General features: G+C 53.5%; 22 protein-coding genes. All 22 read right to left on the bottom strand.

Features of this window, described 5'->3' with window-relative positions; genetic code table 11:
• Window positions 1-8 precede the first annotated feature (8 nt).
• The gene (locus tag ACTJJ7_RS16265; protein WP_440968111.1) at window positions 9-776 is read right to left on the bottom strand and encodes a hypothetical protein; all 768 of its coding nucleotides are present in this window, start codon (window positions 774-776) and stop codon (window positions 9-11) included.
• Window positions 773-1,246 (bottom strand): GNAT family N-acetyltransferase, encoded by a 474-nt coding sequence (locus ACTJJ7_RS16270; RefSeq protein WP_440968113.1) that lies wholly within the window; start codon window positions 1,244-1,246, stop codon window positions 773-775. Before ACTJJ7_RS16270 ends, ACTJJ7_RS16265 begins: the two co-directional genes overlap by 4 nt.
• Window positions 1,246-1,803 carry an aspartyl/asparaginyl beta-hydroxylase domain-containing protein gene (locus ACTJJ7_RS16275; protein WP_440968115.1) on the bottom strand — a complete coding sequence of 186 codons (558 nt, stop codon included), beginning with the start codon at window positions 1,801-1,803 and terminating at the stop codon, window positions 1,246-1,248. Before ACTJJ7_RS16275 ends, ACTJJ7_RS16270 begins: the two co-directional genes overlap by 1 nt.
• Window positions 1,800-2,147, bottom strand: a complete 348-nt coding sequence (locus tag ACTJJ7_RS16280) for a hypothetical protein (protein WP_440968116.1) — start codon at window positions 2,145-2,147, stop codon at window positions 1,800-1,802. Before ACTJJ7_RS16280 ends, ACTJJ7_RS16275 begins: the two co-directional genes overlap by 4 nt.
• 7 nt (window positions 2,148-2,154) lie before the next feature.
• Window positions 2,155-2,745, bottom strand: coding sequence for a hypothetical protein (locus ACTJJ7_RS16285; protein ID WP_440968117.1), 591 nt, complete (start codon window positions 2,743-2,745; stop codon window positions 2,155-2,157).
• A 29-nt stretch (window positions 2,746-2,774) separates the two neighbouring features.
• The gene (locus ACTJJ7_RS16290) at window positions 2,775-4,202 is read right to left on the bottom strand and encodes a hypothetical protein (RefSeq protein ID WP_440968119.1); all 1,428 of its coding nucleotides are present in this window, start codon (window positions 4,200-4,202) and stop codon (window positions 2,775-2,777) included.
• A gap of 2 nt (window positions 4,203-4,204) precedes the next feature.
• Window positions 4,205-4,921, bottom strand: coding sequence for a hypothetical protein (locus ACTJJ7_RS16295; RefSeq protein WP_440968121.1), 717 nt, complete (start codon window positions 4,919-4,921; stop codon window positions 4,205-4,207).
• A 30-nt stretch (window positions 4,922-4,951) separates the two neighbouring features.
• Window positions 4,952-5,161, bottom strand: coding sequence for a hypothetical protein (locus ACTJJ7_RS16300; RefSeq protein WP_440968123.1), 210 nt, complete (start codon window positions 5,159-5,161; stop codon window positions 4,952-4,954).
• Window positions 5,162-5,204: 43 nt separating this feature from the next.
• Window positions 5,205-6,023 (bottom strand): hypothetical protein, encoded by an 819-nt coding sequence (locus ACTJJ7_RS16305; RefSeq protein WP_440968125.1) that lies wholly within the window; start codon window positions 6,021-6,023, stop codon window positions 5,205-5,207.
• Between the two features lie 85 nt (window positions 6,024-6,108).
• On the bottom strand, window positions 6,109-7,242 hold the full coding sequence (locus ACTJJ7_RS16310) for a P22 phage major capsid protein family protein (protein WP_440968208.1): 1,134 nt from the start codon (window positions 7,240-7,242) through the stop codon (window positions 6,109-6,111).
• A 65-nt stretch (window positions 7,243-7,307) separates the two neighbouring features.
• Window positions 7,308-7,775, bottom strand: coding sequence for an HNH endonuclease signature motif containing protein (locus ACTJJ7_RS16315; protein ID WP_440968126.1), 468 nt, complete (start codon window positions 7,773-7,775; stop codon window positions 7,308-7,310).
• Between the two features lie 584 nt (window positions 7,776-8,359).
• Window positions 8,360-9,187, bottom strand: a complete 828-nt coding sequence (locus tag ACTJJ7_RS16320) for a hypothetical protein (RefSeq protein ID WP_440968127.1) — start codon at window positions 9,185-9,187, stop codon at window positions 8,360-8,362.
• Between the two features lie 221 nt (window positions 9,188-9,408).
• A complete protein-coding gene (locus ACTJJ7_RS16325; protein ID WP_440968129.1) occupies window positions 9,409-9,600 on the bottom strand; it encodes a hypothetical protein in 192 nt (63 codons plus the stop codon).
• 3 nt (window positions 9,601-9,603) lie between these two features.
• Entirely contained in the window at window positions 9,604-9,816 is a 213-nt protein-coding gene (locus ACTJJ7_RS16330; RefSeq protein ID WP_440968130.1) for a hypothetical protein, read from the bottom strand.
• On the bottom strand, window positions 9,817-9,987 hold the full coding sequence (locus ACTJJ7_RS16335) for a hypothetical protein (protein ID WP_440968131.1): 171 nt from the start codon (window positions 9,985-9,987) through the stop codon (window positions 9,817-9,819).
• Window positions 9,984-10,208, bottom strand: coding sequence for a hypothetical protein (locus tag ACTJJ7_RS16340; protein ID WP_440968133.1), 225 nt, complete (start codon window positions 10,206-10,208; stop codon window positions 9,984-9,986). Before ACTJJ7_RS16340 ends, ACTJJ7_RS16335 begins: the two co-directional genes overlap by 4 nt.
• Window positions 10,208-10,513 carry a hypothetical protein gene (locus ACTJJ7_RS16345; RefSeq protein WP_440968135.1) on the bottom strand — a complete coding sequence of 102 codons (306 nt, stop codon included), beginning with the start codon at window positions 10,511-10,513 and terminating at the stop codon, window positions 10,208-10,210. The genes ACTJJ7_RS16340 and ACTJJ7_RS16345 overlap by 1 nt, the downstream gene beginning before the upstream one ends.
• Window positions 10,513-10,776: a hypothetical protein gene (locus ACTJJ7_RS16350; protein ID WP_440968136.1), complete on the bottom strand. Its 264-nt coding sequence runs from the start codon at window positions 10,774-10,776 to the stop codon at window positions 10,513-10,515. The genes ACTJJ7_RS16345 and ACTJJ7_RS16350 overlap by 1 nt, the downstream gene beginning before the upstream one ends.
• Entirely contained in the window at window positions 10,776-14,006 is a 3,231-nt protein-coding gene (locus ACTJJ7_RS16355; protein WP_440968138.1) for a portal protein, read from the bottom strand. Before ACTJJ7_RS16355 ends, ACTJJ7_RS16350 begins: the two co-directional genes overlap by 1 nt.
• Before the next feature lie 13 nt (window positions 14,007-14,019).
• A complete protein-coding gene (gene terL / locus ACTJJ7_RS16360; RefSeq protein WP_440968140.1) occupies window positions 14,020-15,543 on the bottom strand; it encodes a phage terminase large subunit in 1,524 nt (507 codons plus the stop codon).
• The gene (locus ACTJJ7_RS16365) at window positions 15,500-15,979 is read right to left on the bottom strand and encodes a hypothetical protein (RefSeq protein ID WP_440968142.1); all 480 of its coding nucleotides are present in this window, start codon (window positions 15,977-15,979) and stop codon (window positions 15,500-15,502) included. Before ACTJJ7_RS16365 ends, terL begins: the two co-directional genes overlap by 44 nt.
• Before the next feature lie 360 nt (window positions 15,980-16,339).
• Window positions 16,340-16,777: a hypothetical protein gene (locus ACTJJ7_RS16370; RefSeq protein WP_440968144.1), complete on the bottom strand. Its 438-nt coding sequence runs from the start codon at window positions 16,775-16,777 to the stop codon at window positions 16,340-16,342.
• Window positions 16,778-17,657 lie beyond the last annotated feature (880 nt).

Raw genomic sequence — 17,657 nt, forward strand, 5'->3', positions numbered from 1 at the left:
ACTAAGCACTAGATGCCGCCAAGTAGATTGTTTTGATTGGGGTAGATGCCATTATAGGTCACGAGGCCATTGACACCATTGGTAAGCGAATTGGCCGCACCCGTCATACCGGCAGCTATCGCTGTGCCGCCAGCGCGTATGTTCCCGCCGATATTGCCAGCAGTCGTAATCGCACCATTGCCAATATTGCTTGCGGTCTGTGTGCCATAAGCGCCTGTCTGTGCGGCAGCATTCTCACCAAGCGTTGAAACACCCATCAAACGATTGTAGGCATTCGTCTGGTTGGTGACTGCGTTATTGAACTGGTTCTGATAGGTTGAATCCGCGAGGCCAGTTGCATAGGACGCCGCACCCTTAAGTGCCGCACCAGACGTGCCAAGACCACGCGCTGCTGCACTATTCTGGACTGATTTCAGGCCTTGGCTCAGATTAAACTGATATCCGGGTGTCTGCTCAAGGGTAGACTGGTCCATTCTGATAGGCGCAGTCAGTTCTGGCAGACGGTTCGTGAGCATGTTTGTCGCGTTCTGACCTGCTGTATTATATGGAAGAAGATCGCCACGTGTTGTGTCGTACATGTCCTTCTGGATGTCAGCCGCATACTTTTGTGCGTCCTGCTGAGCCTTTGATGCCTTACTGGTAGCGCTTGATTGGGCCATAGAGCCCGCTACAGAGGCACCAGCGCCAACGACAGCGCTACCGATGATCGCGGTTGCAATTTGACATTCCATGGCAAGCATCGGATCTGGACCATCGTCAAAGAAATGAAACTTCATCGACCTTCCTCCAAAAACTGCCAGAAAATGACTTCCGTCTCGACAAACCCGATGGCTTCGAGCAGCGGGCGCACATACTTTGCATGCCGTGTTTTCATGCCGACCTGCGCCAAGCGGATACCGCGGCGCTTGCATTCCTTGATCCAAGTGGTGAACAGGAGTTTGCCGCCCTCAAGCCCGCGATGGTCTGGATAGACGAAGAAGATATCGCCGGTTGCGGTCAGGCAGTCCTGATAGTGCATGCCCGGTGCGACGAAGGAAACGAGATAGCCGACAAGCTTTCCCTGATCGCGCAAGGTGATGTAGAGCACCTGCCCTGCAGCTGCACGGGCAAGATAAAGTCCATACTGAGGATTGAGCGGGATACCTGCCAGCTTGTGCTCTGCCAGTTCATCGTAATGCGCCGGCAGAAGTGGCTTGGCTTCCTCAAGGGTTTCGGCTGTGAGTTCTTCGACTTGGGCGGAAATCATCACACGCACCTAAGATCACAAATTACCACAATGCGGTCGTCGGCTGAGTTGTTCACGACCGAGTGCGTTACGCTATTGTCTATGTGCCACACATCACCGGTGCGGAAGTTCACGCTTTCATCGCCAATGTGAAACATCGCGCCAGGAAGCGACTGCAAGGCCACTTGGTAACGTTCGAAATACTCGGCAGGAGCGCCCCCATCGACATGCGGGGTAATCTCTTTCCCCGGAGGAAGCCGCGTAATAATAACCCGGCCAAGGCGTGTTGCCTCGACGGTACGCATCAGATCGAAGATGATCGGGCGCAACTGGGGAAGCTTTTCCCATGCCGGATACGGAATGGCCTCGCGGTCATCCGTGATTGTTGTCGGATCACCGGTGCGCAGATATTCCTCAATGTCATTAAATCTAAGCAGGATATCGCTGACCTGCGCATGAGCCGTACCTGGATGTTTCGTCCGAATTGGATTGGCATCCCAAAGTTCTGGTTGGCGCTGCAAAGCGTTCATCAACGGGGTGACGTTGATCCCTGCGGCAAGCTGTTGGAAATACCTCATACCGACAATCCACTTCCAACAGTGGTAATCGTGGTTGCGGTCTGGGCGAGTGCCTGAATGGTATCGCCAGCCGAGAGGACGAGCGAAGCCAGTTCCGGGGCAACGTAGGCCTCGCCGGGTTGCACGTTATAGGCCGAGATGACCGTTGTACCGGCATTGGCCGCTCCGCCGGAGCGAACCACATAGACCGTGATCGTGCATGCCGTTGCGGTCACATTAGTGAACACGGCACGATTGATCACATAGCGCGCACTGGATGAACCAGTAGGGGCCGTGAACAGGGTGCTCGCGGACACGCCAAGCTGGACCGGTCCCCAGCCCATGATGGGTAGAACAGTTGACATTATATCCTCACATTGGGACGAAATTCATTGTCGGTGCGGCGCTGAAACTGACACCCACCTGATCAGCTTTTCGCAGGGGGACAATCCCGGAGGTAATGCCGACAGCGTAGATATTGAGACCGTTGTCTCGCGTGTAAAACACACCGCCGACCGTTCCGCCGGAGATGATCACCATGCCGTTTGATGGGGCGCGATAGTAGAAATTCGGACCTGCGCCGGGTGAAATCGGCAGTATCTTGTAGGAACGCGCGCTATCCCCGAATGGCAGATTATGCGGCAGCATCTGAGATAGAATGGTTGCCCGCCTCACCGCATCATTTGGATTGTTTGCATCCTGCGGCTGGACCATCGATTGAAGCCGCCCGTCACGTCGAACTGATGCGGATTGATCTACCGGCTGCGCGAGAATGCCAAGCAATGCGCGGTCAAGTGTTCTGGAACTCGCCGCTCCATCATCCCCACCTGTGGATAGAAATACGTTCTGAGTATCGCCCGGAGTTGGGGGCACCGGTATTGTTCCGCCAGTCCGGTTGTAGAGCGCGATGAAGAACTGCAGCCACGGCATTGTCAGATAGCCGTTTTCATCCACAACCTGCATTGTAGATGCGGGAAACGCTGTATTAGTGCTCATGTGGCAGAACTCGACAGATCGACCCACGCACCGTTCAGGGCTGTTTTATAGGGTGCGGACCATGAAAGCTCGTAAACCCTGTCACGAGCCAATCCGAGCCTTTGGAACTGCATCGAGGTGAGATATTCACCGGCTGAACCAAGCGACTGTTGAATCGGGTTTCCCCATGATGCGCCGCGTGTATCACTCCACCGAAGCGAGACAACCGGATCAGCGGTAGATGTCGTACCGGGTGCGCTCCCGACTTCCATATCCGCAACGAACTGACGGTGAAACATCCGCTTGCCATCATTCTGGATATGCGGGAATGACCGAGTGAAGATGATAGGCTTGCCATTATCCTGATAGATCATCGTATCGAGCGCGTGAAACGTTCCTGTTTCCCAATCACCGACGATATTCGTACCGTAGGCAAAAGCCGCACAGTTGGCCCTGTGGCGCTGTTGAACGCCATTGGCATCCGTATAGCTTTCTTCGTGCCAAAAGCCGCTGGCGACGTCGTATACCCATGTGCGCTGTGCTGTAGGGAATGTCAGTTGATAGAACGTGTGTCCTTCGAACTGATAGGTAAATCCAATCGCATCATTGAACACCGAATAGGACTGGAAGGCTTTCTCAATCGGGTGAGTAGAGATACGCGAGGCCCTCCCCGATGTGCCCTGAAGAACCATAAGATCGCCCTGTTGATCCTGCGACAGCCAATAAACTGACAAATCCTGCTTTGCGACCGAGTACTTGGCGCAGCAACCATGCTCGATATAGACGCCAGCAATGGGAGCGAAGGGAAAGTCAGCCGCACCGGTATTGTACCAGACTTCGGTGGCCAGTTGGCCAATCAGCCATACTTGACGCTGAACCACTTGAACGGCAACGATGTTGTCCGCGCTTCCTGTCTTGGAAGCGTAATCCAGAGCATCGAACGATGTGGAATTGGACCGTGAGATGTACATCGCCGGACTGTTCGGCTTGTTAAGCACGAAATATGTATCGACATACTGAACATAGTCGGCGCCATAGAAGCCCGCAGATACGATCTGGCCGAATGAATTGGTCGCCAGATTGATCGTGTAACCGTAGAGCGTTCCATCAACGAGAACGATATCAACCCCGTTATCCGCCATGGACACGGGAGTGGTGAGCACAACGGAAAGCGCACCGATAAACGTTACGTTCCAAGTCGATGAGATCGCATAAACCGCATTGGCCACCACGGCATAGAGATTACCGTTTGTCGCGCGATAGAGTATGCGCATGGCAGAATTACCGCCAGTATCTGCCAATTGGCGAAGTCCGGGACGCGGATAATAGGTGAATGGCACCGCTGCATCTTCCGGGTTTTTCTCTGGGTAGAGGTTCAGACACCGCTGCGCATCGGCGATAATGCTCTTTGCCTGATAGGCGCCACCAGCCAAGGGAATTCGCATGGTCAATTTCCTTGGTCAGAGAAGATGTTATATCCACCTCCCCGAACGAGATCGGAAGGCATGCGCAAGGTCGGTATCTGGGTATTGGAATTCTTGATGGTGTTGAGGGCTACCTTGGCCAGAGCGTTCAAGGCCGGATCGGGAGGAAGCTGATAGGAAATCCGCAGCCGGATCGCGAGATTGACCCGTAGGGCCTCTTCATACTCAGGCGGGAGGTTCAGCACCGTGTCCAGCGTCGGAAAGCTCTGAAGCTGTGCCTTGATGGACAGATGCACCTCATAGAGGCTTGACGGAACCGGCCAGATATAGACGTTCCCAAGCGGATAGCCTGAATCGTAGAACAGGCATTCCGGGAACGAGGCTAGAGCCTTCAGGGCAATGAGATTGTAGTCCTCACGCGAATTCAGGATGGTCAGTGGATAGTCCACCTGATTACCTGGTACGCCAACCACCTGTCGGAAGAATGCCGCTTCGATCTGATCGGGACGCGGTGTATTGATTGTTCCGCCGGTTCCGATTGTGTAGGAAAGCGATCCATTGGCCGGAAACACAACGTCAATCAGATGATAGACCAGCCAGCGACGACGCGACCATTGCGCCAGCATGGCATTCAGGCGGATCAGCGCGTCATTGGCATCTTCAGCAGAAGGTGTCTGGCCGACACCGACAGCGCCGCAATCCTTCAACGTAGCCGTAATCAGATCGCGCGCCGTGGTCATGATCAAACCCCTTGATGAATGCTAAAAATCTTAGAGATCGACCGAGGGCTGAGGACCTTCGAATTCGGGTTCTTCCGTGTCCTGCGATGCCTTGCGGCCACGGCCGACAGACAGCTTTGGAGCCTCGACAGTGCCCCACGCTTCAAACTGTGCATCCTCGGCCTCACGATCATTGACGACAACGCATTCGTTTGTTTCAGGATGGTAGATAGCCTTCGGGTATTCGATGAACTCATACATGAGTCATTTCCTTGATGTGATTGATCGGAAATAGAAAAGGGCGCTAATTGCGCCCCATAGTCTTCTTCGTTGGCTTTACAAGGTCATCACCTTGTTTACCTGCTTTCCATCTATACCAGAGTGTATGCTGGTTGATACCGTATCGCGCTGATACCTCTGGCAACGTCATTGTTCGGCCCCGGATATCAACTTTGATTGTTCGCTCTTTATTGCGCGACTGCATGGTGGGTGTGACCCATTCGCAATTCTCTGGCGAATAATCGCCATTCACTTCAATGCGCTCCAGCGTGAGGCCCTTCTTCCACAATGGAAGTAGGTCTTCCGAGAATAGGTCAAATGTTTCCCACCGCTCGCAAACCTTGATGCCACGACCGCCATAACGATTATAATGCTTATGGTTTGAGTTCTGACACCGCTGCTTCATGTTGATCCAGGCATCGTAAAGAGGATGCTTTGTCATGCCATGCGTTCGCTTGCCAGCAGTCCTTCTTTCTAATCCAAGACAACCGCAAGATTGCGTGTTTCCTTTGATCAATGAAGAGGACAACACGGTCGTTTCATTGCCACATGTACATCTGCACAACCAGTATGGATGCGTCAGATTAGTATGGCTAAATTTGAGTATTGTGAGCCTGCCAAACACTCGACCATTCAGATCAATTCTGGCATGTGACAAACCACAATCGGAGCAGCGTTTCTGCCCCTTAACAAGATTGGATGCAGAAACGTACAATGTATTGCCACAACTGCATCTACATAACCAAGAAGCGCCAGAAGCCACCCTGGGTCCTTCTTCAAGAACCGTCAGATTGCCATATTCCATTCCGGTTCGATTAATAAATCGGCTTCTTTTATCGCCCATAAACAACCTCTATTCGGCAGTGCATTTACCGCCGAATAGAATATCTCAAATCGTCCCTTTTATCAAATAGGAACGACTACTTATATCAAATTTTGTCCGCGACTACACATAGCCATTCTGGTCTGATGTATCGATATCCGTAGATGATATCAAGGCGTGTCGCGAGCTGATCGGTTGCGACCACATAGTCGGTGATCATGCGCAGCGAAATACCATCGTAATTGCGACGAGCGGCCTCATGAACGCCCTTCGGCAGCACAAGGTCAGCAGTGGCAAGCGTGATGGCTTCGGGAGCATAGGCAAAGTTCTTGCGGTAGATTTCGCCCGGCTTGTTGACGAGGCTAATAGCCGCGCTGTTGGCCGGGGAGACATCCACTGTCTGATACTGCACCGCCGCACCGGCATTCGAAGGAATAAGCGCCGGATAGATCGAGAGCGACGTTGCACCGTTTGCCGCAGGAGCGGTCAGAACGAACTGGCGAAGCTTGCCTGTCGTCTGCTTGGTCACGCGGTTGACGGCAAAGACACCCGCGAAGGTGATGATATCACCCTGTGCCAGCGTACCGGTGATCGCGTTAACGGCAATGGTCGTTCCCGTCTGGGAAGCACCATTAACTGTACCCGCAGTGAACGAACCGGTCGTGTGCTTGACAACGGTCTGATCCATGAAGAAGTCAAACCCAAGGGCATTCTTCATCGTACCGGTGCGGTACTGCTCAGAGATCGCCTGAGACGGGTTGAACAGTCCAGACAGCGTGTTGACCAGATTTGCCTCAGTCCACGGGTCCTGAACGACCTTGCGACCTGGAGACATCGGGGCCGAGTTATCATTGAGGGTTGCCTGTGCCTGAAGAACGGTCTGGGAAGTCGGGTTGGTGATGTTGCCGGAACCGTCTACGAGAGAGACGAAGTTACAAGCGCCACCTTCAACGCCACTCATCAGATCCGCTGCAACGCTACCCGCCAGGTTGTTCATCATCGGCAGAAGGACGCGTTCGGAGTAATCATCCAGTTTCAGGGCACGTTCTGCCGAGCTGAATGCCACGTCCACACCCTTCTGTGTCTGAAGGGCGAGAGAGGTATACTTTTCAGCCGTGTCCTGTGTGGCAAGTGCGGTGCCGTTACGAACGGTAAAGTCGTTCGGCAGGCGAATACGCAGGGTATCGCCGATCTTTGCGCCATCTACGGCGAACTGATCGTCATCACATATGTTCGTTATGGATTGCTATCCCATAACCGCCTTTCGGCTGCTGCATCTTTCAATGCAGGTCAGACTATATCTTTTCAGACGTATCGCCAGATTTTGTGTGCCCTGATCATGCTGATCGAAGAGCAACTAACACCAAAGCGCTCGGCAAGTACTCGTTGCCGTTGGCGGGAAGCGCGGATTTCGTGCACTTCCTTGACTGTCAATTTGGCATGGAAGCAGTAAGGTCCATGTGCTTGACGCAACTTGGACACCATATCATCCATGTTCTCTTGAAGAGTCCCGACGAACAGATGGTCTGGATTGACGCAAATTCTGTTGTCGCAATGGTGTAGAACTTGAAGGCCCTGCGGAATAGGACCGTTGGCGATTTCGTAGGAAACTCGGTGGACGTAACAGGCTTTGCCCCTGTTATGGATTTGTCCGTATCCGCTCTTGGCCACGAACCCATTCCACTCATGGCATTTTGTGCCATTCCACGATTGCGGAGAGTGAAACTTGTCAGTCTTGGCGAAGAGCCTTTCCGAAATATCCTGCTTTTTCATCGTCTGAACCACGCACTTCGGGCCGCTTGGCCCTACTCCTGTTAGGGATAGTCGTTGAACCTTCCCCTTGTTCAGGGGCTTGGCTGCTGATTTCCAAATCCATCGCGCTTTTTAAAGCCGTCACGCTTGCGATTTCCCGCTACGTTGTGGCGTCGATGGCTCTCATGGGTTCCCAGCAATTCACGTGGTTTATACTCAGCTAGACCTATCCAGTTTACTGAGTGTTGATATTCTTCAGCAGCATATTGGAGTTCTTGAACAGGCTCACGGCTGCGCGCGTGATCATGTCAATAGTGAGAATGGTATTAGCCATGGATATGGGCTCCTGCTAACGCGGCGCTTGGCTCACGTTGTTTGGGGGATGCAGTCCTTTCACTGCGGGGTGCTTGCGGAGCCCGAATCCGCTTCGTTTGCTGGGCATAACCCGGTTTTACGACCCGGTAGTCTGTGGCCCGGAGTATCCCTTCCGGTCGGCTTGGTTTGCACTCTTGGTTGCAGTCAGCCCTTGGTGCTTGGAGGCCTGATCCGGTTGCATCGGCGGTCATCCCCGGATCAGGTAGGGATGCCGCAGCAATATGGGGTGATTAACGGCCCTTTGGGGCGAGCATCTTCAGATACTCATTGGCAAACTTGTCCATCGAGACATCTGGGTCATCGAGACGTGATGCAACGGTGGTCTTGCCGCCAATAGGGGTAACTGGCGCGGGTACTTTCGATACCGGCTTCACAACCGGCTTTGCGAGCTTGTCGCCCATTTTTGCGATTTCCAATGCCATCTTGACGGGCGTGAGACGCAGGATGCGCTCTGCCTCTTCCGGGTTGCGGCCAAGTTCGGCAAAGACCTGATGGCCATTGTCCAACTCGGTAATGATCTGTAGAAACTCAGGCTTGCGGGCGACTTCATCACCCAGCGAGTTCATGAGCGTATCGCGGGCGTCCACGAAATCGGGAATGTCTGCCACACCTTTCTCAAAGGTTGCATTGCATGCCTGATTGAACCGATCTGTATCTATGCGAATCTGTTCTTCGCGACGGATGGCTTCTCGCTCCTGACGCCGTATTTCCTCGACAGAGGGCTGCTGAGTGGTGTTCTCAGTCGTGCGCTCCTCAGCCGGGATACCGCGAAGACGGCCATTCTCGGCCTCCAGTTCAGCGGCACGTTGCTCTGCTTCGCGCCGTTTGGCTGTGAGTTCATTGATGCGGCGTGTTTCCCAAGATAGTTTCTTCTTCTCAGGTTTCGGCTGTTCTACTTCAGGTTCGGCTGGTGCTTCTGCAGGTTCCTCGCCGGTATCCTCGTGTTCGAGGGTTTCGGCTGTATTCTCTTTCTGCTCCGGTGCAGATACGATACCCGGATTTTCCACAGTTTCACCTTCCGGTGCGGGCTGTGTGCCCTCCGTTGTCATTTCTTCCATGTGTCACCATGTTTTTGACCCGGTGAGCCTCGCCGGTACGGACCACGGATTACCCGCCGTGTCGGGATTTAAATGCTATCGCGATGTGTCTGGCTTACGGGCGAGAGCTATTGCTCTATCTCCCTCTGCCTCGACAACATGCGATCCATCGCTATAGATCGTGACAAGCCGGACGCCCCTCGAAACCAACCGGATGATTTCCGCATCGTGCCAGTAATTGGTCACTTCTTCATCTTTCCCAGTGTCGCAGCCAGTTCGGCGCGTTTCCTGGTAGTTGGATTCTTGCTCTTTTCGAGCTTGCCAATGTCGGTCTCGGACAGCTTCTCGTTGCCCTTGATCAGACCTTCACTCTTGGCTGTCTTGCGGAGTGCGCCCTTATGTTTGATGGCACCGGCAATGAACTTGATGGCCATTTGTTAATCCCTCTCAATGCCAACGTTGCGCCAGATTTGATTGGGGATGCGAACTATTACTTCGTCATTTTGCGATGGATACTGCGCGTCGATAATGCGTAGTTTTTCACTCGCCTCCCTGAACAAGACACGCGCCTTTTCTTTGAATGCCTCATCATAAACGAGGCTGGGGCGTCGTCCGAGAAACCAATAGTAGAACTTGCGAATGTTAAACATCTATTTCGCCTTTTCACTCATCCGGATGCTTTTTGCAAAAATTGCAATACATTCAGAACGCTTCAACCTCTCGGCGTCGGTAAGTGGATTTAAGTTCGGGCTTTGAGTTTTCCCTCCCAAAATGAACATGAGCGTTGCAGCTATGCCATAACCCATTGCCTCAAACATCACTTAGCCTTTCCGCATAGACCGGCGAGCTTTGTCTGCTGCTCCTTGGCGAGCTTTTTCACCTCAGACATAAGCTTCGGGTTTTTCCTGTGGCCTTCTGCCCGTAGCAAATCCCGCATAGCATCTTCTGCCCGATACCGGCGCTCTTCGGCTCGCATCGTATCGATCGATGATGTGACCTTTGACGGACCAGCCGCCTTAACAACTGACTTGGAGGATTTCATTACTGCAAACTCCTGACCGAGAGTTTCGGAGTTCCATTCTCGCTGCGTTCACGGAACTCGATAAGCGCATCATAAATGGCAGTCTTTTCATGCTCAGAACGCCCCCTCTCGCCCAATAGAGCCGACAGGAGCTCGATTGCAGTGCCGAGATGATCTTTCCAGCACTGACGCACGAAACGCCGCTGTGTGCCCGCATACTGGCGAAACTTATCGGTGCGGTTCATGTCGTAGAATGCGCCGGCTACCTCTTCTGCGGTCTTGCGAATGAGAAGAGGCACTTCACCGGCTCGAATGTTGAGAAGCATCAGTTTCGTCCCTTCATGATATCCGCGTCGATTTCCTTCATCTGGGCTTCGAAGAATATCCGAATGCCCTTGGGGACGCGCTTGCGAGCCTTGATGTGATAGGAAATGATGTCCCGAAGAACCCAGTATTTCGCGGCAAGTTCGGTGAGGCGCTCATTCTCAGCGACAAGCTGCTTATAGGTCGGCTTATACCGTCCCTCCAAACGCTTCCATTGCGCTACGAACTCTTCACGAGTTTCTTCATGGCGTCTTCCTAAAGACATCACATCATCCCTTGTTGTGGCAGCGTCTGCGGCGGCATAGGTGCCTGTTGGCCCATATCGGGCTGCTGAGAAGCATCTGGCATTGGTGGCTGCTGTGGAGCCGGATTTCCCTGCGGCGCTTGCTGCTGGCCTTCCTGACCGAAACCATCACGAAGCATCTGGCCAATGATCTGCATGACCAATGGCTGGATTTGCTCCACGCTGATTTGAGGATTGGAATTGCCGAGTGCAGTCAGGCGCTTGGTTTCAGCATCATACTGCCTGACCTGAAGATCATCTTCCTTGTCGGTCAATTGCTGATGGAGTTGTGCAACCGCATCCTGCAACTGCTTCATCTGGCCCTGCATCTGCTGGACTTCCGGCGGAGGCGCATCGCCCTTGATGTTTGGCGGGATGATCCGTGACCACCGTTCGGCCAGTTCATCGGACAGCGGGAAGTCAGCCGATTTCCACAGTAGATCCCCGCCGACCTTCATGAACTCAGGGTTTTGGGCTGCGATCTGCGTCATGGCATTGAAAGCCTCCTGACGACGGGTTGCATAACCCGGTCCGATATCGCTCTCAACCTCATACCGGCCCACGTTTGGATTGAAGATCGCCGCAACGGATTGCTGTGTCTTCTGAGCCTTCTGCTGGTTTTGGTCCGGCTGTTCAGGCGCCTGCTTGTAAGCGTCGGGTGCATCAGGCTTGATCTGGATTTGGCTTTCCGTGCCATCCTTGGCGAGAATGCGGATTACCCGCTCCGTGTCGTAAATCTTCGGAATGAGATCGACCAGGATTTTACCCGTGAAGCGTATGCCGACTGCCAGATTATCGATGAAGTGATAAGTCGCATTATCGCCCTGACGCTGGCGCTCGTTGATTGCCTTGCCGGACGTTGCGTTTTCATTCTGTCCGAACTGGCTTTGATATTGGCCGCTCGTCATCATCAACTGGTCTTGGCAAATCTGCATGCCCTGAATGTAGGCACTGGCCATCTGGGGTGGCTGGGCCTTTTCTGGTTTGGGAATTGTTACGCCATTTTCACCAATGGAATTGTATGGAAGAACGGCAGTGTTATCGACGTTCGCTTTACCCCAATAATCTTCGAGGCTTTCAATTGCTTCAACTGGTGCAACCCACGGTGATTTGGTCTGTAGTGCAACCTGAGTTGTCGCCTCCGAGGTGTTGTGCGTAGGGACCATCGCCGGACCAGCAAGGAACAGGTGCGACGGGCTGTCGATAGATACACAACGCACGGGCACCGACGGAACTTCCACTATGGATTTAATGGCGTGGCGTTTCGTGCGGCGAGCATGGCTCTTGCGCAGCGCGTTTTGGATGAGCGCCTTTCGCTCCATCCTGAAGACAGGAAGGCTCGTTGTGAATGATACACGCTCGGAAGCAGCGCAATCATAGACCTTCCCATTGGGGAATAGGCGTGGCTTGGCTGCGATTGGTCGAACGAAAGCCTTCATACCGAGAGAACGGATAAGTTCGACAACCCCAGCCATTAGAGCGGGATTTGAGTTATCGAAAGAACACTGACGCGTAGACCTATTGACATTACCGTCCGTGTCCATCAGCCCCTGCAATAGGGATAGACGCTGATCATACGACGCGCGGAGGTATGCAACCGGAATGTGCTTGTTGTCGAGGACGCCGATCTTGCGCAGTTCGCCAACCAGACCATAAGTGGGGATACGCATAGCCGTTGAGGACGGAACGGGTTCACCTACATTTATGCCGGTAGCGCGCAATGTGGCGGCCATACCCGGAGCGTCTTCCTTCGACGCAGTGAAGTCTGCTGCTGCGCTGCGACCGTCACCCAACCATGCACCAAGCACATACGGGTCTACGATAAGGTCGGCTTCGGGCAGCTCCAAAGGAGCAGCCGTAGCAATGAAATGATCGCCCGGACGCAATTCAGCCGTGGTCAGCTTCTTCTTGCTCCATTCCCATGTCGCCGTTTTACGCTTGCCGCGCTCTTCGACTACCCACGGGTGCTCCGCGTCTGCAACGATGTCAGAACCATCATCAAAGGTAATGCGGAAGCATTGCCGATTCAGGAATACATCGCTCATACCCCTGACGTTTGTCGGCTTGCCGCCGTCATCCAGAATGACATCACCAACCTGGATATCACCCATCTTCGTCCAGCCACGGGGCGTTGGGATAGGCGTATCAAGGCTTAGAGGCCAATAGTTGTACATCCGCTGCGCATCTTTCATCGAGCGGGTATGGCCCTTTCGATCAAGCTTGCCGTCGATTACCGTCTCTTCCCCGACAATCCGAACAATCGGGACGTACTTTCCCAACCATGGGCGCGTGTCGATGATCTTGTTACCAGCAAGCTTGTACCACGTGATTTCATCCGTGATGATGTCGCGCTCTTGCGGGGCTGGGATATTCGGGTTCTGGGCAGATGCCTCTTTGATACCCTCGTACACACCGCGGATATCGGCATCCATCTTGCTCTTCCGCAGGATGATCTGTTGGCCAGCTGCTGCGAATGGAGGCGGAACGATGAACGAGATAAGCTTGTCGGCCTTCTGTTCCTTGCGATAGTACTCCGCGATACGGACGTGATCCTTGTCGAGCCATCCATCCGTGTTGTTCATCGGCGGATTTGACGCCATATCCTCATATTCAGGATACTGCGACTTGAACAATTCCACCGGGATGTCTTCGAACACAAAGCCGAACCGCGCATCAGACCCATCGGCCTCGGACACATCAGGGTCGAGATAGATCGCTTCCGGGTTCTTCACACGGGAGATATAAATCTCCTGATCGAAACTCTGATCGCTCACATAGTCCGTGATAACGCGCCAGTAACCAACACCGCCCTGCACCTGAAACATGGTGGCCGTGTCATAGGCCTGCTCTCCATTCGACTGATACTCGATATGCCGGACAATGCCCTCAAACACCTGAGCGGCGTCATACGAAGCATCGTCACCCACTGGACGGATGTTGACACCCGGCTTGTTCTGCTTGGCGTCATTGGTGATCTGGAGATTGTGCTGGCGCGTCTTGTTGATGGTCAGGCACGGCTTGCTCTGTGTCCTGCGGCCATTGAGGATCGTGTTATCCCACTGCCAGTTATTATCAGGGTCCGCGTTGGCAAACTTCAGGTCCTCGACAAAGCGACGACGTGTTTCGGCCTCCCAGCTTTCACAACGCTCGAATCGTTCCTTGGCTTCCCGGATGATCTTCTCATCGTCGGATAGCTTGGTTTTCGGTGCCATGCAGCCTCGCGGGTCATCCCATCCAGCCTTGGCCCTGAGAGCCACGCGGGAGATCAATAGGTTTTCTGATTGGTAATTCGACTTTGGTCTGTGCCTTGGCGTTCAACAATTTGCCGAAAGCACCTGAACTGGCGTCAACCTGATCCTTGAATGCGCCACCGGGGAACATGCACAGCTCGTCCAGATAATCATCATTCCAAGCACCTTGAACGAGGAACACATTTCCCGCTTCACACTGGCTTGCAAATGGCTCTGCACGGACTGTCTTGTCACCGGTTTCGGATTCTGCCGTGACCTTATAGCCAGCCAGCATTTTCACCATGTCCTGACTTTGGACCTTACCGGCCTGTCCCGGGTCTTTCGGCAGGGAGATGCGAACATCCTGCCCGTCAACTTCGGCCTGTGTCTGGATCAGGGTGCGGACCGCTAGGCCCTCTTCCTGTATCTTCACAACGTGGCCAACAACGAATGTGCCATCTGGCTGCCGTCCAAGCTTTACACCAGCTGTACGGGCCGCTGTGACCTTTTTAGTGGCCGCTAAATCCCAATGGCGTACCCAGACTGTACCGGGTTGTGCTTGGTTGACGATCTTGCCGGAGAACCATTCACGCTTGAACAGCCCACCTTCACGTGGTGTCGGGCGTTGCTGATACTGGCCGGCATAGGCGTAAGCACCCATATCACGCTTGAGCTTTTCCACGACCTCACGAGGGAATCGGACTGGATCAAGCAATTCCCCGTCTTCTGAGCGAGGATCAATAAAGCCGATGGATGTCGAACAACGGCGTTCCGGCTCGAATTCCATTGGCAACATAAGATGGACATATTCCATCCCGAGCTTTTTAATGACGCCCGAAACGTCCTCATCATGCAAGCGCTGCATGACAACAACGATGGCATCTGCTTCCTGATCATTAAGGCGGTTCTGTGCGCCTTCCCGAAACTTGCGGGTGGTCGCCACACGCTCTACGGGGCTTTCGGCAGTCTCAGTTGAGTGCGGATCATCGATTACAAGCCTGTTGCCCCTCTGTGAGGTCAGGGAGCCGAATGAGATGCCTTCACGATTGCCGGTCGATGTATTAGAGAACGAGGTTTCACCCGTTCTGTTGAGCTTTACCTCAGGCCAGAGAGATTGGAACCAATCCGACATAAGTAGATCGCGGCACTTGCGCGTATCTCGCTTGACTGGGCCATCGTTAAAGGCGGTGGTCAGATAGCGCATTGTGCGCTTGCCGATAGACCATTCCCAAGCCTGCCACATGACAGACACTAGCAGCGACTTGGACGATCCTGGTGGAACGTTAATCAGCAGCCGATTGATCCGTCCCTGTGTTACCGCCTCAAGATGGTCGCAGATCGCATCGAGATGCCAGTTCCAAACTAGCTTCTGTTCTGGCTCCAGAATATGCCAAGCCTCGCGAACGAATCCTGAAAGCGTCTGACAGCGGGAACGGATACGCTCAGCATCCTTGGCGATACGTTGACGTTCGGCCTCAGCTTCCCGCCTCGCCCTCTCCGCTCTGATCGCCTTCATCATCAGCGCTGGATCCGGCAAGCGGACCGAAGATAGCTTCGAGTGCTGCAAGCTGTTCTTCCGATGCTTTGGTTAGGTCTGCTGTTTGGATTGGGCCGCCGTTTGGGCCCGAATGCTGAACCGATGCCAGCTTGGCATGCATATAAGGAGCCGCATCTTTTGCGAAGGCTGCGGCTGCGGCCCATTCTTCCGCGTCAAAGCTTTGGTGCATCGCCTTTAGCATGACCTCAAGGGGCGTGATCTTGCCTGAGGCAATAGCCTTCTCCGCAACCTTGCTTGTTCGCACTGTACGGGCTCCCTTGGGCCTTCCAGCCCCCTCTCGCCTGCCACCACGTTTCATATTTGATTTCCGGTTTGAATAACTTTCAACAATCAAGCTGCGTAGAGAGAAGACCGATCCCGACTGATCCACGATCAGTACAACTGAATGTGCACTCACGGATTGAACTTCCAACAGCCGGTGTGTCACCCAACTTCCATTGAACGAATGCCTCAATTGGAGCGTCAGCGAAGACAGAGCAGTTACGTATCAGCATCCTGGAGTTTTCGATAACCAGTGGCGACCGTATCAGGATGGTTGCGTGGTGCAGTTCGACAGTACCCGTCGGCTCGATTATCGCCCCATCTGCGATTACTGGCTTCCCGTTGAGCATCGCATTGATTGCGGGTGCATCGTCGTGAATGCCATCGAGGTAGAGGACCAGGTAATCTGGCTGCAGTTTGGCAAGAGCTGGCCCAGCCACGGCGATAACCGCTACAGTCAATGTCCCACGTAGGAATGAACGTCTGTCCATTTCCATTACGCGCTAACTGCACCAAGCTGTGCTGACAACCATGTACCTGGGGCGACAGCGTAGTATTCGCACCGAAGGGCATTCGTCAGTGTCACACTGGCTGCACCATCAATTGAATCTGAACCTGCGCCATAAACCTTGATCGGGTTGGCACCACGATTGAAGATCACGACATATCCGCCCACGCCAACAGTAGAGACTGGTGGCAGCACAACACCCGTAGAAGCGGCTGCAGTTGTTATGACGTTTACAGAACTGGTGATTGGCAGTGCATTAGCCTGTGTCGTTCCTGCGGCTGTGAGGCCAGCAGCCGTGGAAGACTGGATCGGAAACGCGGTTGTCCCATTGAATGCGTTGTTGATCGCGTCAAACCACTCATTGAGGTGAGAGCCGTTAATCAGTCGAAAACCAGCAGTGAATGCACGGGAAAGAATGTTTGCCATTTTACGGCTCCTTCTATTGGCCAGTCATGGACGCGCTTCCAGGGACAGTAGGCCGTCTTCACCGGGCGTATTAGTTGAAACTAAGAAAGTGTGATGCGGCGCAGATATTTGCGTTCGAATTCCGACAACGGGTTCAGAGGAAACGGTCTTCCCTCAACCTCGGCCATTGCGAGTTCATCGACCGAACAAGCGCCGTATGTGCTCGCCTGGACATTGAAATAGATTGTTCTGGGCGCACTGAAAACCGGTCGCTTTAGCCAAGAAGACAGCCAGCGCCTAAGCATCGAAACCCTCCACCTTCGGGAACCCGTGACCTTTCTCTTCGCCAGTTGGGATCATTGCATCAAAGGCAGAGAACATCGGGATAAACGCGTACCTATCGCGAAGGCGGGTGAAATGATACTTACGCTCTGCTCTGGTTAGATTGCGCGCCCATGGAAGGATACGGCGGATATTGCATGCCTGAGATTCAGTCATGGCGCGACGATCAGAATGAGCGCAATAAGTGCGAAAAATATTGCGAATTGACAGATGAAAGGGGCGCAAACCACACCAATAGAGCGCCGGTCATTCTTTGCTAAATGTAGCTTCACTCCATGCCCAACCATAGAGCTTATGATGACTGCTGCCCAAATCGCGCAAAAGAGAACGAAGTGCTCAGTCATAACACGATACTCGAAATGAGGACAGCAAGCCCGACATACGTCAACACTCCGCTTAACCACATAGCGGGCCCCGCCACTATTGGGGGAATATCAAACTTTAAGCAGCCATGCCCTACGGCAAACGTGACAAAGCCACTTAAGACGACTGACGCACAAAAGGCCGCGATCACGGCAATGACTGCACCCATAATTACCTCCAACAATGTTTGATTGAA

Source organism: Phyllobacterium sp. 22229 (genome assembly GCF_052056495.1).
Classification (GTDB): Bacteria; Pseudomonadota; Alphaproteobacteria; order Rhizobiales; family Rhizobiaceae; genus Phyllobacterium; species Phyllobacterium myrsinacearum.

Coding starts and splice junctions, on each gene's coding strand:
- ACTJJ7_RS16265 (WP_440968111.1), bottom strand. CDS start 776: ATGAAGTTTCATTTCTTTGACGATGGTCCAGATCCGATGCTTGCCATG.
- ACTJJ7_RS16270 (WP_440968113.1), bottom strand. CDS start 1,246: ATGATTTCCGCCCAAGTCGAAGAACTCACAGCCGAAACCCTTGAGGAA.
- ACTJJ7_RS16275 (WP_440968115.1), bottom strand. CDS start 1,803: ATGAGGTATTTCCAACAGCTTGCCGCAGGGATCAACGTCACCCCGTTG.
- ACTJJ7_RS16280 (WP_440968116.1), bottom strand. CDS start 2,147: ATGTCAACTGTTCTACCCATCATGGGCTGGGGACCGGTCCAGCTTGGC.
- ACTJJ7_RS16285 (WP_440968117.1), bottom strand. CDS start 2,745: ATGCAGGTTGTGGATGAAAACGGCTATCTGACAATGCCGTGGCTGCAG.
- ACTJJ7_RS16290 (WP_440968119.1), bottom strand. CDS start 4,202: ATGCGAATTCCCTTGGCTGGTGGCGCCTATCAGGCAAAGAGCATTATC.
- ACTJJ7_RS16295 (WP_440968121.1), bottom strand. CDS start 4,921: ATGACCACGGCGCGCGATCTGATTACGGCTACGTTGAAGGATTGCGGC.
- ACTJJ7_RS16300 (WP_440968123.1), bottom strand. CDS start 5,161: ATGTATGAGTTCATCGAATACCCGAAGGCTATCTACCATCCTGAAACA.
- ACTJJ7_RS16305 (WP_440968125.1), bottom strand. CDS start 6,023: ATGGGCGATAAAAGAAGCCGATTTATTAATCGAACCGGAATGGAATAT.
- ACTJJ7_RS16315 (WP_440968126.1), bottom strand. CDS start 7,775: ATGAAAAAGCAGGATATTTCGGAAAGGCTCTTCGCCAAGACTGACAAG.
- ACTJJ7_RS16320 (WP_440968127.1), bottom strand. CDS start 9,187: ATGGAAGAAATGACAACGGAGGGCACACAGCCCGCACCGGAAGGTGAA.
- ACTJJ7_RS16325 (WP_440968129.1), bottom strand. CDS start 9,600: ATGGCCATCAAGTTCATTGCCGGTGCCATCAAACATAAGGGCGCACTC.
- ACTJJ7_RS16330 (WP_440968130.1), bottom strand. CDS start 9,816: ATGTTTAACATTCGCAAGTTCTACTATTGGTTTCTCGGACGACGCCCC.
- ACTJJ7_RS16340 (WP_440968133.1), bottom strand. CDS start 10,208: ATGAAATCCTCCAAGTCAGTTGTTAAGGCGGCTGGTCCGTCAAAGGTC.
- ACTJJ7_RS16345 (WP_440968135.1), bottom strand. CDS start 10,513: ATGCTTCTCAACATTCGAGCCGGTGAAGTGCCTCTTCTCATTCGCAAG.
- ACTJJ7_RS16350 (WP_440968136.1), bottom strand. CDS start 10,776: ATGTCTTTAGGAAGACGCCATGAAGAAACTCGTGAAGAGTTCGTAGCG.
- ACTJJ7_RS16355 (WP_440968138.1), bottom strand. CDS start 14,006: ATGGCACCGAAAACCAAGCTATCCGACGATGAGAAGATCATCCGGGAA.
- terL (WP_440968140.1), bottom strand. CDS start 15,543: ATGATGAAGGCGATCAGAGCGGAGAGGGCGAGGCGGGAAGCTGAGGCC.
- ACTJJ7_RS16370 (WP_440968144.1), bottom strand. CDS start 16,777: ATGGCAAACATTCTTTCCCGTGCATTCACTGCTGGTTTTCGACTGATT.